General features: G+C 63.0%; 11 protein-coding genes and 1 pseudogene. 3 read left to right on the top strand and 9 right to left on the bottom strand.

The features are described 5' to 3' along the window. Positions 1–19: 19 nt before the first annotated feature. The gene (xylA, locus tag AC1D13_RS14870; protein WP_477689800.1) at positions 20–1,345 is read right to left on the bottom strand and encodes a xylose isomerase; all 1,326 of its coding nucleotides are present in this window, start codon (positions 1,343–1,345) and stop codon (positions 20–22) included. 155 nt (positions 1,346–1,500) lie between these two features. Here xylA and AC1D13_RS14865 point away from each other — a divergent pair, with 155 nt between their 5' ends. After that, entirely contained in the window at positions 1,501–2,694 is a 1,194-nt protein-coding gene (locus AC1D13_RS14865; protein ID WP_457282648.1) for a XylR family transcriptional regulator, read from the top strand. A gap of 21 nt (positions 2,695–2,715) precedes the next feature. Here the strand turns inward: AC1D13_RS14865 and AC1D13_RS14860 are convergent, their stop codons facing one another. Continuing rightward, on the bottom strand, positions 2,716–3,678 hold the full coding sequence (locus tag AC1D13_RS14860; RefSeq protein WP_477689799.1) for an amidohydrolase family protein: 963 nt from the start codon (positions 3,676–3,678) through the stop codon (positions 2,716–2,718). 626 nt (positions 3,679–4,304) lie between these two features. On the opposite strand from AC1D13_RS14860, the gene AC1D13_RS14855 reads away from it, so the two are divergent. Next, on the top strand, positions 4,305–5,303 hold the full coding sequence (locus AC1D13_RS14855) for an NAD-dependent epimerase/dehydratase family protein (protein WP_457282646.1): 999 nt from the start codon (positions 4,305–4,307) through the stop codon (positions 5,301–5,303). A gap of 86 nt (positions 5,304–5,389) precedes the next feature. Beyond that, positions 5,390–6,367 (top strand): ABC transporter substrate-binding protein, encoded by a 978-nt coding sequence (locus tag AC1D13_RS14850; protein ID WP_457282645.1) that lies wholly within the window; start codon positions 5,390–5,392, stop codon positions 6,365–6,367. An 84-nt stretch (positions 6,368–6,451) separates the two neighbouring features. Here the strand turns inward: AC1D13_RS14850 and AC1D13_RS14845 are convergent, their stop codons facing one another. The 7 genes and pseudogenes from AC1D13_RS14845 to AC1D13_RS14815 form a co-directional block, all read right to left on the bottom strand. Next, positions 6,452–7,399, bottom strand: coding sequence for an SMP-30/gluconolactonase/LRE family protein (locus AC1D13_RS14845; RefSeq protein ID WP_477689798.1), 948 nt, complete (start codon positions 7,397–7,399; stop codon positions 6,452–6,454). A gap of 2 nt (positions 7,400–7,401) precedes the next feature. Then, a complete protein-coding gene (locus AC1D13_RS14840; protein WP_477689797.1) occupies positions 7,402–8,388 on the bottom strand; it encodes an ABC transporter permease in 987 nt (328 codons plus the stop codon). Then, complete coding sequence (locus tag AC1D13_RS14835; RefSeq protein WP_457282642.1) at positions 8,388–9,371, bottom strand: ABC transporter permease; 984 nt, start codon at positions 9,369–9,371, stop codon at positions 8,388–8,390. Before AC1D13_RS14835 ends, AC1D13_RS14840 begins: the two co-directional genes overlap by 1 nt. Further along, positions 9,368–10,903: a sugar ABC transporter ATP-binding protein gene (locus tag AC1D13_RS14830; protein WP_457282641.1), complete on the bottom strand. Its 1,536-nt coding sequence runs from the start codon at positions 10,901–10,903 to the stop codon at positions 9,368–9,370. Before AC1D13_RS14830 ends, AC1D13_RS14835 begins: the two co-directional genes overlap by 4 nt. Positions 10,904–10,977: 74 nt before the next feature. Then, entirely contained in the window at positions 10,978–12,081 is a 1,104-nt protein-coding gene (locus AC1D13_RS14825; protein ID WP_457282640.1) for a sugar ABC transporter substrate-binding protein, read from the bottom strand. Between the two features lie 253 nt (positions 12,082–12,334). Continuing rightward, positions 12,335–12,487, bottom strand: a pseudogene (locus AC1D13_RS14820) (dehydrogenase); the annotation flags it as partial. A 66-nt stretch (positions 12,488–12,553) separates the two neighbouring features. Continuing rightward, a complete protein-coding gene (locus tag AC1D13_RS14815; RefSeq protein ID WP_457282639.1) occupies positions 12,554–12,964 on the bottom strand; it encodes a helix-turn-helix domain-containing protein in 411 nt (136 codons plus the stop codon). Between the last annotated feature and the right edge of the window lie 105 nt (positions 12,965–13,069).

The following is a 13,069-nucleotide window of genomic DNA, read 5'->3' as shown; positions in this document are numbered from 1 at the left end:
TGCTCCTGCGTTCGGTTCTTCAGGCCGCGCCGGCGAAGATCGCGGCATTGACCCGGTTTTCCAGCCACTCCTGACGGCCGCTCACAGGCTTGGGCCGAAGATCGTTGACGAAGGCATATTCGGCGAGCTGGCTGAGGCTCATGTCGCCAGTGATGATGCGCCGCCCCAGTTCACCGTCCCAGTTCGCGTAGCGCTGCTGGCGGAACTGCTCAAGCTCGCGGGACTCCATCAAACGCGCGGCACTCTTGAGTGCCAGCGCCAGCGCATCGATCGCACCCACATGCCCGTGCAGAATGTCAACCGGATCCATGCTTTGGCGCCGCACTTTCGCGTCGAAGTTGAACCCGCCACTGCCGATTCCGCCGGCGCGGAGGACTTCGTAGAGTGCCAGCGTGAGGTCCTCCACACTGTTGGGAAACTGGTCGGTGTCCCATCCGTTCTGCGGGTCGCCACGGTTGGCATCGATGCTGCCGAAAATTCCGAGGGAGGCAGCGGTTGCGATCTCGTGCTGGAAGCTGTGGCCCGCCAACGTGGCGTGATTGGCCTCGATGTTGAGCTTGATCTCCTTTTCCAGGCCGAACTCCTTCAGGAAGCCATACACAGTGGCGCTGTCGAAGTCGTATTGGTGCTTGGTCGGCTCCAGCGGCTTGGGCTCGATAAGCAGTTGCCCTTTGAAACCGATCTTGTGTTTGTGGTTCACCACCAATTGCATGAATCGGCCCAGCTGCTGGCGCTCGCGCTGCAGATCGGTATTGAGCAGGGTGTCATAGCCTTCGCGCCCACCCCACATCACGTAGTTGGCACCGCCAAGCTGCTGGGTGGCATTGAGTGCGCTGAAAACCTGCGTCGCCGCGTACGCGAAGACGTCGGGGTCCGGGTTGCTCGCTGCGCCGGCTGCGTAGCGGGGGTGGCTGAACAGGTTGGCAGTCCCCCATAGCAGCGAAATGCCGGTTTCTTTCTGCTTCTGGGCGAGCACATCCACCATCGCGGACAGATTGCTGCGGTACTCGGCCAGGTTCGCGCCTTCCGGCGCCACATCGGTGTCATGGAAAGTGTAGAACGGGACATCGAGCCGGGAAATCAGGCCAAAGGCTGCGTCCGCTTTCTTCCGCGCCATCGTCAACTCGTCTCCACCGGCATGCCAGGGCCGCGCAAACGTGCCTTGTCCGAAGACATCGCTGCCGGGCCACACGAAAGTGTGCCAGTAGCAGACGGCAAGCCGCAGGTGCTGTGCCATCGGCTTGCCTAGCACGACGGCACTGGCGTCATAGTGACGGTAGGCCAGGGGCGTCGTGGCCTGAGGGCCTTCATAGCGTACGGGTGCGATGGATTCGAGAAAGTTCATGTTTGTGGTGGGTAACAGCTTCCAATGGCACCATCCTAGAACCGCCGGCCTCCGCCCGCGATTGCGAAATTTGCGAGGGCAGCTTGCGAAATTGCTTTCTGCAGCGCAGCAATCTGTCCGATATGCCGGTATCCTCATGGTCAACCGACCCGACCATGAAATCGTCATTACGTCAAAGTGGCCCCACCGTGCTGCGCGTGGCATTGCTCTTCCATGCGAGCAAGGTGTACGACCGTGAGATCATCACGGGCATCGGCGACTATGTGAACCACACGCGCGTCGCCTGGGATCTCTTCCTTGAAGAGGATTTCCGCTTTCGGCTTGACGGCATCCACGACTGGGACGGCGACGGGATCATCGCGGACTACGACGATCCGGCCGTGGCGCATGCCCTCACAGGAGTACGCGTACCTGTCGTCGCCGTCGGGGGCTCCTACGAGGATCCAGCGTGCTACCCCGTCGATGTGCCGTATGTTGCGACGGACAACCGCGAACTGGTCGCGCATGCGCTGACCCACCTGGTGGAGTCCGGGCTTTCTCGTTTTGCCTGCTACAGCCTGCCGGAATCGCCACTCAACCGTTGGGCCCAGGAGCGCGAAAAAGCGTTCACTGCCCGCCTTGCCCGCGATGGGTTGGCTGGTGAGATCCACCGGGGCCTGGCAACCAGCGCGCCCACATGGGGCAGCGCGACAAGGAAACTGCTCTCCTGGCTGCAAAGCCTGCCCAAGCCCGTTGGCATAGTCGCCGTCACAGACGCGCGCGCACGGCAGGTGCTGCAGGCTTGCATCGTCGGCGCAATCGCAGTTCCCGACGAAGTCGCCATCATCGGGATCGATAACGACACACTGGGCCAGCACCTGACGAGAATCCAGCTCAGCTCGGTCAGCCAGGGAACCCACGAAATGGGCCATCGCGCGGCGCACCTGTTGCACCAAGCCCTGAGCGGCTCGCCGGTGAACGACGTGCGTGTGGTCGTGCCCCCGGCTGGCGTGCATTCGCGCGCGTCCACCGCGCGCGACGTCGAACACAGCGCAACCGTGATGCGTGCTCTCCATTACATCCGTCAATACGCCTGCCAGGGCATCAAGACGGAGCAGGTTGCCGAAACGGTGGGGCTTTCGCGCTCATCGCTGGAGATGTACTTTCGCCGCGAGTTGAAGCGCTCCGTCCACGACGAAATCCTGCTGTACAAGTTGCAGCGTTGCTTTCAGTTGCTCAGCAACACGCAAATGGGCATCGATGACATCGCGCGGGCGAGCGGCTTTCGTTCCGTCCAGTACCTCAATACAGTGTTCAAACGGGAACTGGGAGCAACGCCGGCTTCGTGGCGGGAAAGCCGTCGGAGCTGAGCCGGCAGTTTCTCTGGTCCGCTACGCCTTGTGCCGGCGATAGAACGCGAGGGCGTTCTTGAACATCACTTTGTCGCGCACGCCGGCACCGAACGGGGCCAGATACGCCTCGGCGACAGCGATCTGGGCTTCGAAAGTCCCGTGCAGGGTGATTACCGGCCAGTTGCTGCCCCAGATCAGGCGGTCCTTGCCGAACGCGGACATCAGCACGTCGAAGTGCGGCTTGTACGAAGCGAGGTCGGTGGGAGACGGAAAAACCACGTCGCCGGGAGCGTACATGTCATAGAACGACGAAAACTTCATGTACAGATTCGGGCAGTCGCTGGCGAGGTGACGAACGTCGGACGCCCAGGCGGGGTCCACCGCCGGCCCGGTTGCGCCGCCCAAATGGTCGATGATGACGCGCAGATTGGGCACCGCGGTACAAAGCGCCTGCACCTGGCTCTTCGGGTTCCTGGTCCCCCGGCTGATGATGTCGAGCATCATACCGCGCGCTGCCAGGTCGCGCAGGCTGGTGAGCTGTGCCGCGCTGAGCGTGATGCCCTCAGCCGGGCCGGTGAGATAGCCGCGGATTCCCACAAAGCGCGGGTCAGCTGCGAAACGCGCGAGGTCAGCGGAAAAGTTCGGCGCGCCAATCTCGAGATTCCCGACGAAGAACGCGTAAAACGGATCGTTTTTGGTGAGGTCGAGGACCCACTGGTTGTCCTGAACAATGCCGCTCGCTTCCACGATCCCGGCCGCCACCACGCCCTGGGACCTGGCGAATGCGCTGTACTCCGGCGGCAGCACGTCGCGGAAGATCGGCCCTTCCGCCGCTGTGGGCCATGGCACACCGCCGGGCCGCGTCATCTGCCAGAAATGAATATGTGTCTCGACGATGGGCCGTTTGCCGGGCGAGGCGTTGCGTTCGGCGGATTCGATCGCAGCCTGCAGCGCCTGATCGACGGCACCACGCCCCCCGCGCGCCGTTGCGAGCCACGTCATGCCAGCGCCGCCGCTGCTGCCGCACAGTGCCTCAGGCCTTTGCTTACTGTCTCCTTCATGGTCCCCTCCTTGTCGGGTTGATGGGTGTTCCGGAACGAACCCTGTCATACGGTAAGTCAGTGATGGCTGACACAGTGTTGACGCTGATCGAGACGCCATTGGACGGTGACACGTCTCCGGCAGGATCGCGGATCAGGGTAAGACCAATATTACATATGTGTCAATATTGGCCTGACCAACCAACACCGCAGACCCGCGAAGCCCACAGAGAAGCAACGATGGATCGGAAATAACCGGCACCTCCCCGGCAAGTGGTTTTCACTCGGTGCAAGCGCCCGAACGCAGTGACCCGGCGAGAAACAGGGACGGCGCCGACGTCGTAGAGAGCCGCCACCCTCTCTAATCGGTGAAGGCTCGCGCCCGAGGCCAAGTCCACTTTCTTTCCTGCTGGCTTCGCCATGTCGTTTGCAGCGAAGTCTTTTCTCCTCTGAAGCGCACAGCCAGGAGGACAACTCCGGAATCGATATAGGTTGCAACCCATACGAATTCGTGTATGGATCAAGCCCAAAACATGATCGCCAAAGCAGGGCCGGCTTGCTATCATCCGCGCCATTCAGAGGGCCCGAATGCAACCACCTTCTTCCGGACTCCTTCTCGTCACGGGTGCCACCGGCAAGGTGGGCCGCGCGTTCATCCAGCGAGTACTGGAGGACGCCAGTCTCGAGCGCTTCCGCGTGCGGGCGCTCTGCCACAACCGTGTGTTGCAGCCCCGCGAACGCCTGGAGTGCGTGCGGGGCTCCATTCAGGATCGCGCGGACGTGCAGCGCGCGCTCGAAGGCGTGACACACGTGCTGCACCTGGCCACAAGCAAGGAAACGCCGGACGAGGTGATGGATGTCGCCGTCAAGGGCATGTTCTGGTTGCTCGAGGGCTGCCGGACAAGCACCACCTTCCGGCAATTCGTGCTGGTCGGCGGCGACGCCGCTGTCGGGCATTTCCACTACGCGCACCCCGTACCGGTGGTAGAAAGCCAGCCGCATACCGCCTACCCTGGATGCTATGCCCTGTCCAAAGTACTGGAAGAAGTAATGCTCCAGCAGTACCAGGCCCAGTATGACCTGAACGGCTGCTGCCTGCGTGCACCCTGGATCATGGAGAAAGACGATTTCCGCTTCACCTTGTCCTTCGGCGACGACGTGTTCGGAGGCCCGCGCTGGCGGGACCTGGTGACACAGAGCGAAGCGCGCGACCATGTACGCAGCGGCGCCGTCCCGGTGATGCTTGATCCGGATGGGCAACCGGTGAAGCGCAACTTCGTCCATGTATGCGATCTTGTGGATGCCATCTTGCTGGCCCTGGACGCACCACGCGCCCGGCAGCAACTGATGAACGTGTGCATGGACGAGCCACTCGACTATGGCGAGCTTGGGACATACCTGGCACGCACGCGGGGCCTGCCGCTCGTGCCAGTCCGCACACCCTACCACTCCACGTGGCTGGACAACACCAAGGCGAAGTTCCTGCTGGGCTGGCGCCCCCAGTTCGACATGGCCCGGATGGTCGAGTCCGCGTGGACGTACCAACGAGCGCCCGACGACCCTCGCATGGTCTGGTATCCCGGCTGAGTTCAGCCGCCCGCCACAGCACCGGGCGGTCAGTAAGGCAAGAGTGCTGCACCCGATCGAACAGATACGAAGACAGGAGACACAAGATGAACCCGATGAAACGACGCAGCTTTGCCGCCATCATGGCGGCCGCCGGCCTGGCATACGCTTGGGCGACACCGGCCTGGAGCCAGGCGAAAGGCAAGAAGCTGGTGATCGGCTTCGCGCAGACCGGCGCCGAAAGCGAGTGGCGCACAGCCAATACGGACTCCGTCAAGGCCGCTGCCAGCGCGGCCGGCTATGAACTGAAGTTCTCTGACGCACAGCAGAAGCAGGAGAACCAGATCAAGGCAATCCGGTCCTTCATCGCCCAGAAGGTGGACGTCATCATCCTCGCGCCGCTCGTCACGACGGGCTGGGATACCGTGCTGCGGGAGGCCAAGTCCGCCAAGATCCCCGTCATTCTGGAAAGCCGCAGTGTGGTGGTGAAGGATCCCTCCACCTGGACCACCTTCGTGGGTTCGGACTTCGTCGAGGAAGGCCGGCGCGCCGCCCAGTGGTTGCTTGATAACACCAAGAACACCACGGGCGACGTGAACATCGTCGAACTGCAGGGCACCGTGGGCTCCGATCCCGCGATCGAACGGAAGAAAGGCTTCGAGGAAGGGCTCAAAGCCAATCCGCGCTACAAGATCATCCGCTCGCAGACCGCCGACTTCACCCGCGCCAAGGGCAAGGAAGTCATGGAGGCCTTCCTCAAGGCTGAAGGCAAGAAGGTCAACGTGCTGTACGCGCACAACGACGACATGGCCATCGGCGCGATTCAGGCCATCGAGGAAGCGGGCCTGAAGCCGGGCAAGGATATCCTGGTAATCGGCGTGGATGCGGTCAAGGGCGCCTTCGAGGCGATGATCGCCGGCAAGATGAATGTCAGCGTGGAGTGCAACCCCCTGCTTGGTCCCCAGCTGATGGAAGCGGCAGCCAAAGCCGCCTCGGGGCAAACGCTGCCACGCTGGATCAAGTCGATCGAGGGCGTGTTCCCGGCCGAAGTGGCTGCCAAGGAATTCCCGAACCGCAAGTATTGACACTGACAGTCGGGGCCCGCTGCAAGCCACAGCGGCGGGCCCAGCTGCGGCTCATCATTCTCAGAGTCGCCGCGACGTCGTGAGCTACACCAGGCTGCGTGCCCAGACACCAGACGTCGCCAGGTAGCAGGCGTACAGCGACGTCGTGGCCGTGATGAAAAGGCGGTTACCTCGCGGCCCGCCGAACTCTACATTGGCCACCGGCTCGGGAACGAGGATCCGGCCGAGCAGTTCGCCCCGCGGCGAGAAGCAATGCACGCCGTCTCCGGCGCTGGTCCACACATTGCCGCGCAGGTCTACGCGAAGGCCGTCCGGTATGCCCGCATCCACGGTGGCGAAGACTTCGCCGCCTCGCAGCCGGCCGCCGGCTGCCACGTCAAACACCCGAATGTGTCGTGGCCCCTGCGGATCATGCGATGCCCCGGAATCCGCCACATACAGCAGGGTGCCGTCCGGAGAAAACGCCAATCCATTGGGCTGCACGAAGTCCGTGGCGGCAGCTTCCATTCGCCCGCTCCCGGCGTCGACCCGGAACACGTAACGGCCACCGTACTCGGGCTCGGCCGCATAACCCTCGTAATCGGACAGGATCCCGTAGGTCGGGTCGGAGAACCACACGGCGCCATCGGGCGCGACAACGGCGTCATTCGGCGAGTTCAGCCGCTTGCCTTCAAAGGCGCGTGCGATCACGATGCGCCTGCCATCGAGCTCGGTGCGGCTGACGCAGCGCGTGCCATGCTCGCAGCTGATCAGGCGGCCTTCGCCATCACGCGTATGGCCGTTGGCGAAGTTGGAGGGCCTGCGAAACTCTACTACGTTGCCCTCGCCTGCGCCGTCAGGCACCCACCGCAGGACGCGGTTGTTGGGGATGTCGCTGAACAGCAGGAAGTCGCCGGCCGGAAAATACACGGGGCCCTCCGCCCAACGCGTGCCGGTGAAGAGCTTTTCTACAAACCCGTTCGGCGGAACCAGTCCGCGAAAACGCACATCGTGCAGCAGGAAATCGCCCCGGATGCCATAGCGGTCAGCCAAGATCACCTCACCCTGGCCGAACGGCCATACAGCAGCAGCATGCACAGGATCAGCGCGCCGTAAATGATCTGGCGGCCCGCCTCGGGCATCTGCAGCACCGCAAGCACGCTTTGCAGCAGCACGATGAACACTACGCCTGCAACGGTGCCCAGGTAGCTGCCGCGGCCGCCCAGGATGTTGGTGCCGCCCAGCACGACCGCGGCGATCGCGGGCAGTACGTAGGGATCACCCATGGCCTGGTAGGCGTTGGCCGAGTAGCCGGCGAGCAGTATGCCGGCGAGCGCTGCCAGAGCCCCGCAGGCCACGAAGCACAGCACGATGACTTTGCCGGTGCGCACGCCGGACAGGTAGGCGGCGCGCTCGGTGTTGCCGATGATGTACACGTAGCGGCCGATGGCAGTGCGCGCCAGCACCAGGTAGAACAGCAATGAGACGGCCACCCAGGTCCACACGGCATTGGGCACGCCAAACGTCCTGCCGACGCCCAGTGCACGCATCAGCTCGGTAGCGCCGTGCACCGGTGCATGCCCGCCTGAGTAAAGGACCATCAGGCCCTGCAGCACGGCGTTCGCGCCCAGCGTGAAAATCATCGAAGGGATGCGCAGGATCGCCACCCCCAACCCATTGACCAGGCCGATCAACGCGCCGCAGGCGATGCCTGCGGGGATCGCCCAGCCGGCGCCATAGGTGGCGCCCGCGGCGGCGGCCATCATTGCCCCGGTGGTGATGGTCCAGGGCACCGACAGGTCAATGTGGCCCAACAGGATGACGGCCATGAGCCCGGCGGCTGTGATGCCAAGGAAGGCGGCGATCTGCAGTTGCAGCAGCAGGTAGCCCGGCATCAGGAAGTTGCTGTTGACGACGCTGGCGGCCAGCAGAAGGGCCAGCGAACACAGGGCCACCATGGCCGGCGGATTCAACAGCAGTCGCTGGAACACACGCTTGCTGGTGGCGGAGGAGCGCGGAGTGTCAACGGAGAGGCTGGTCATCAGAACAGGTCCAGGCGGTTTCGCAGGCGAAGCACGTGGAGCGCGCCGACGCACACAGCAGCCAGAAGGATGAGTCCTTCGAACAGCGGCTGCCAAAGCGCAGGCGCATTGAACACGAACAGCAGGTCGCCAATGGTGCGCAACACGAAGGCACCCAACACCGATCCCACCATGCCCCCTGCGCCCCCATAGAGCGAGGTTCCGCCGATCACGACCGCCGCGATGGAATTGAGGGTGTACAGGCCCGCCTGCGGCGAGCTGGCCTCGCCCGACAGGGAGATCAGCGACAGCAGCAACCCGGCAAGCCCTGAAAGCAGTCCCGCGGCGGTGTACGCGATGAATTTGGCCCGCTGCGACGGAACGCCCGAAAGATAAGCCGCCTGCTCGGACGACCCCACGGCATAACAGGCGCGGCCGATGACCGTGCGCCTGAAGGGCATCCAGCCCAGCACGATGACCACGGCCAGCAACACCAGCGTTGTGGGAATCGTGCCGAAGAGACGACCGGTCAGCGCGTCTGACAAGCCCTCGCTGACCTCCCCGCCCGGCGCAGGACGCAGCAGCAAGGCCAGGCCGAAGAACACTGCGCCCGTGGCGAGCGTGACGATGATCGGCTGCAGGCGCCCGAATACGACGATTGCACCATTCAGGGCACCGGCCGCCGCCCCGGAGGCCAATACCAGCACCACCCCGAGTGCCACTTGCCAAGGCGCACCGTTCACCACGACGGAGGCCAGGCAACTGGTGAGCACCATCACCATCCCCACGGAGAGGTCCAGGCCGCGCGTGATGACAGGCAGGGTCTGGGCCATCGCAACGATGGCCAGCAGCGCCGCCTTGTTCGAGGCCGTGGTGACGATGCCGACCGATATCGAGCGCGGATGCTCCAGCAGGTACAGCGAAAACATCAGGATGAACACCACCAGCGCACTCAGCGGACCACTGTTGCGGCGCAGCCCTCGCAGCCATTCTTCCCTGTTCATGTGACGGCCTCCGGTTCGGTTGAAGCGAGGGATACGTTGAGGGATGAGGCCACAATCGCCTGCTCGGTGATCTCCTCCCCGACAAGCGTGCGCGCGATGCGTCCTTCGTACATGATCAGGATGCGGTCCGCCAGGCCGATCAGTTCTTCGTAGTCGGTGGAGTAGAGCAGGATGGCCACGCCCTGGGAAGCAAGCTGGCGCAACAGGACATAGATTTCCTGCTTGGTGGCCACATCGATGCCGCGTGTGGGATCGTTCAGCAGGAGCACGCGCGGCTGGGTCATCAGCCACTTGGCGATCACCACCTTCTGCTGGTTGCCGCCGGACAAGGTCTGCACCGGGTCTTCCACGGAACCGATCTTGATGCGCAACTTGTCCACCATCTGCGCCACGGCCGCCTGCTCGCCCCCCGGGCTCAGCAAGCCGTAGCGCGTGAGCGCCTCCAGCCGGGCAAGGCTCGCATTCTCACGGATACTCATGGGCAAGACCAACCCTTCGGTCTTGCGATCCTCCGGGATGAGGGCAATCCCCAGCCCGGGTTGCTTGCATATGTGTGGCGTCAGATTGGTGACCGGTTGACCAAAAACCTCGATTTCGCCGTGCACACCCTTAAGCACGCCGAAAAGCGCCAGCAGCAATTCGCGCTGCCCCTGTCCGTCCAGCCCTCCCAGGCCGACGATCTCGCCTCGCAGAATCTCCAGCGAAATGTCCCGGAGGCTGGGCTCCCAGCTCAAGGACTTGACCGTGACAGCCGGTCGCGCATCCGTGGCCGGACCGGTCTTGGGCGGGTACGACTTGGCGACGTCACGACCGATCATGAGTTGCACCACTTCAGCGTCGGTCCGCGTGCCGTTGGCAAACGTGTCGACGCGGCGACCACTGCGAAAGACCGAACAGGTACCGGCGAGCGCCTTGACCTCGTGCATGCGGTGCGAGATGAACAGCGCTGCGACGCCCTGGTCTCGCAGACTGAAGAGCAGGCGGTACAGGCGTTCCACGTCTTCGCTGCTGAGGGCGGAGGTCGCCTCGTCCAGGATGAGCAGGCGCGGCTGCGCACCTAGCGCCTTGGCAATTTCGACGACCTGCCGGCGGGATAGCGGCAGGTCGCGCACGCGGTCCATGGGATGGATGTCGCCGCAACCCAGCAAGGAGAGTAGCTCGGTAGCTCGCTCTTGCTGAGTCCTGGCGTCGATCAGGCCGTACTTCATCGGGGGCCTGGACAGGAAAATGTTGTCGCACACGGACAAGTCCGGGACCAGCGACAGTTCCTGGAACACGCAGACGATGCCGCGCTCGCGCGCGGCGTTCGGAGAGTCCAGCCGCAGTTCCTTGCCGTCCAGCAGGATGCGACCCGCGTCGGGCTGAACGACGCCGGCGATGATCTTGATCAAGGTCGACTTGCCGGCACCGTTCTCGCCCAGAACAGCGTGGATTTCACCTGCCGTACAAGCAAAGTCCGCGCTGTCAAGCGCACATACGCCGCCGTAGTGCTTGGTGATGCCCTGGAGTTCGAGCAAGAGTTTCTGGGTCACGAAAAGAAAAGCCTCCAAACAGGAAAAAGCCGGGCGCGGCCACACAGCCCGGCGTTAAAACTCCAAGGCTGATCTCAGGTATTTCCCTCGCTCTGCTTCATGATGTCCGGCGCCGTCAGGTTGATGTTGCAAGGCGGAAACTCGTTGGCCACGTAGAAGGTGTCGGGCAAATCCGGGTAGAAGTTCTTGCCGGGTGCCATGTTCTGGTATTCCACGTAGGGAATGGGCACCGAGATGTACTGCGGCAGCTTTTGGCCTTGCAGTGCGGCGATGGCCGCCTTCAGGGCCACGGAGACCAGGCCAGGAGACTGCGCGGCCGAAGCGCCTTTGAGGCCGTCCTTATGGTGCTGATAGACCATCTTGCGAAAGCCATTTTCCCCTTCCGCACCGATCGGCACGAACGGGTGCTTGGCCTCGATCAGCGCACGAATGGTGCCGTTGGATCCAGCCTGCGTGTAGATGCCGTTGAAGCGGCCATGCACGGCAATCGCGTCGGCCGCTACCTTCTGCGAAGTGCCGTCGTCCCAGTTGCCCACCACTTCGATGATCTGGACCTGCTTGTGCTTGTCCATGATCTCGCGGAAACCCAGGTGGCGGTCGCGGTCCACCGAGTTGCCCGGCAGGCCGCGGATCTCCAGCACCTTGCCGCTGGTCACGCCATTTTTCTCCAGCCAGCGGCCCATCAGGCGGCCCATCTCCAGCTGGTCTTCGTTCACCTGAATCACCTCGTCGGTGTCGAGCACATTGTCGAACGGGATCAGCACGACACCGGCCTCCTTGGCGCGCTTGATCACCGGCTTGAACGAGGTGGGCGACACCGCGATCGTGAGGATGGCGTCGAAGCCCGCATTGATGAAGTTGTCGATGGCACCAAGTTGCGCAGCCACGTCCGTGCCGGTGGACACGACCTTCAGCTCCTTGATGTGCTGCTTCATCTCCGGCGTTGCTGCATAAGCCTTCAGCGACTTGATCATCTGGATGCGCCAGCTGTTGCCGGCATAACCATTGGCCAGCGCGATACGGTACGGCCCCTTCTTGGCCGGATACTGGATGGTCTTGGTGTTGCCGGAGAACGGCTTGAAGCAGGCCGGCTCGTAGGTCTGCGCCAGCGCCGGCGCGCCCAGGCCGGCCAGTGTTGCGGCCGCGCCCGCGGCCAGAATATCTCGTCTCGTTTGCATGCTTGTCTCCTGTTTAGAGTAAGCCGGTCTCTGAAGCCGGCGAGCTGACAACGGCGCAGGATTGCGCGAAGCATTTGGCCAGGCCAAAACTTAACCAATTCATTTTTGGTCTGGCCATAACGGACCGCATCAGGGCTTTCCCTTGACTTGCGCCGCTTCGAAGGCTGCATCGCCCCTCAGAACCCAAGGCGCCGCAGGCGGGTCAGCCTGCCTGCGACGCCAACACGGGCGGCGAGCTCCAGGAGCGGGTCGACATGACAGTCCGGAAATCCTCGACCGTCGCGTTGCGGCCGCCAAGTAACGTGGCTTCGCGCTTGTGGAACTCAGGATCGGAGAGAGTAATGCTGTCGCGGACGATGGAAACGAGGATGTACTTTCCATCGTGGGCGAGGAACCGGAATCCGCGTTCCTTCACGGATCACGTCAGCATGATTGGCCTTGTGCAGGGGTCAGGCCGGTAACGACATATTTGCTAATTTGGACTGACCACTCTCGGCGGCGAGCTTTCGAATCTCGGAAAACCTGGGGAGACTCCCAGCAGCGGAAGCGGTACTTTCGCAGCCTCTGATATTCCGTTCAAAATTAGTTCCGGCATCTCGCCATCAAACAAGGCCGGCCCGGCCAGGCGGTCGACCCAGTCCAGAAGCTGCATGCCGCAGTACACCACGTGGCGCCCACGGATGGTGATGCGCAGTCCCCGGCGGTGGCGCTGGAAGACTGGCTCCCCGACCGCGTCCTCGAAAGCCTTCAGCCGGTGGCTGGCGCCCGACAGGGACAAGTGGCAGCGACGCGCAGCTTCCGACAATGAACCGGACTCGGCGCAAAGCACCACGAGCCGGATCGAAGCGAGATCGAAGCGTTGAAGGTTGATAAATTTGGTCATGCCAATTTTTTGAATGTACCAATTTTGGTCTGACCAGACAAGGTTTTTCCACCACAACTTACCGGCCATGGCCACGCAGGGGCACCGCCCGACGGTATGATCCTT

The sequence above is a fragment of the Polaromonas sp. P1_E12 genome (assembly GCF_056405975.1).
The sequence above is the reverse complement of the archived record's forward strand: the minus strand, read 5'-3'. Positions and strand labels throughout refer to the sequence as shown.

What these genes read in the sequence shown, in the direction of transcription:
- AC1D13_RS14835 (WP_457282642.1), bottom strand. Translation starts at nt 9,371, where the DNA reads ATGAACAGGGAAGAATGGCTGCGAGGGCTGCGCCGCAACAGTGGTCCG.
- AC1D13_RS14855 (WP_457282646.1), top strand. Translation starts at nt 4,305, where the DNA reads ATGCAACCACCTTCTTCCGGACTCCTTCTCGTCACGGGTGCCACCGGC.
- AC1D13_RS14850 (WP_457282645.1), top strand. Translation starts at nt 5,390, where the DNA reads ATGAACCCGATGAAACGACGCAGCTTTGCCGCCATCATGGCGGCCGCC.
- AC1D13_RS14865 (WP_457282648.1), top strand. Translation starts at nt 1,501, where the DNA reads ATGAAATCGTCATTACGTCAAAGTGGCCCCACCGTGCTGCGCGTGGCA.
- xylA (WP_477689800.1), bottom strand. Translation starts at nt 1,345, where the DNA reads ATGAACTTTCTCGAATCCATCGCACCCGTACGCTATGAAGGCCCTCAG.
- AC1D13_RS14860 (WP_477689799.1), bottom strand. Translation starts at nt 3,678, where the DNA reads ATGACGTGGCTCGCAACGGCGCGCGGGGGGCGTGGTGCCGTCGATCAG.
- AC1D13_RS14825 (WP_457282640.1), bottom strand. Translation starts at nt 12,081, where the DNA reads ATGCAAACGAGACGAGATATTCTGGCCGCGGGCGCGGCCGCAACACTG.
- AC1D13_RS14840 (WP_477689797.1), bottom strand. Translation starts at nt 8,388, where the DNA reads ATGACCAGCCTCTCCGTTGACACTCCGCGCTCCTCCGCCACCAGCAAG.
- AC1D13_RS14815 (WP_457282639.1), bottom strand. Translation starts at nt 12,964, where the DNA reads ATGACCAAATTTATCAACCTTCAACGCTTCGATCTCGCTTCGATCCGG.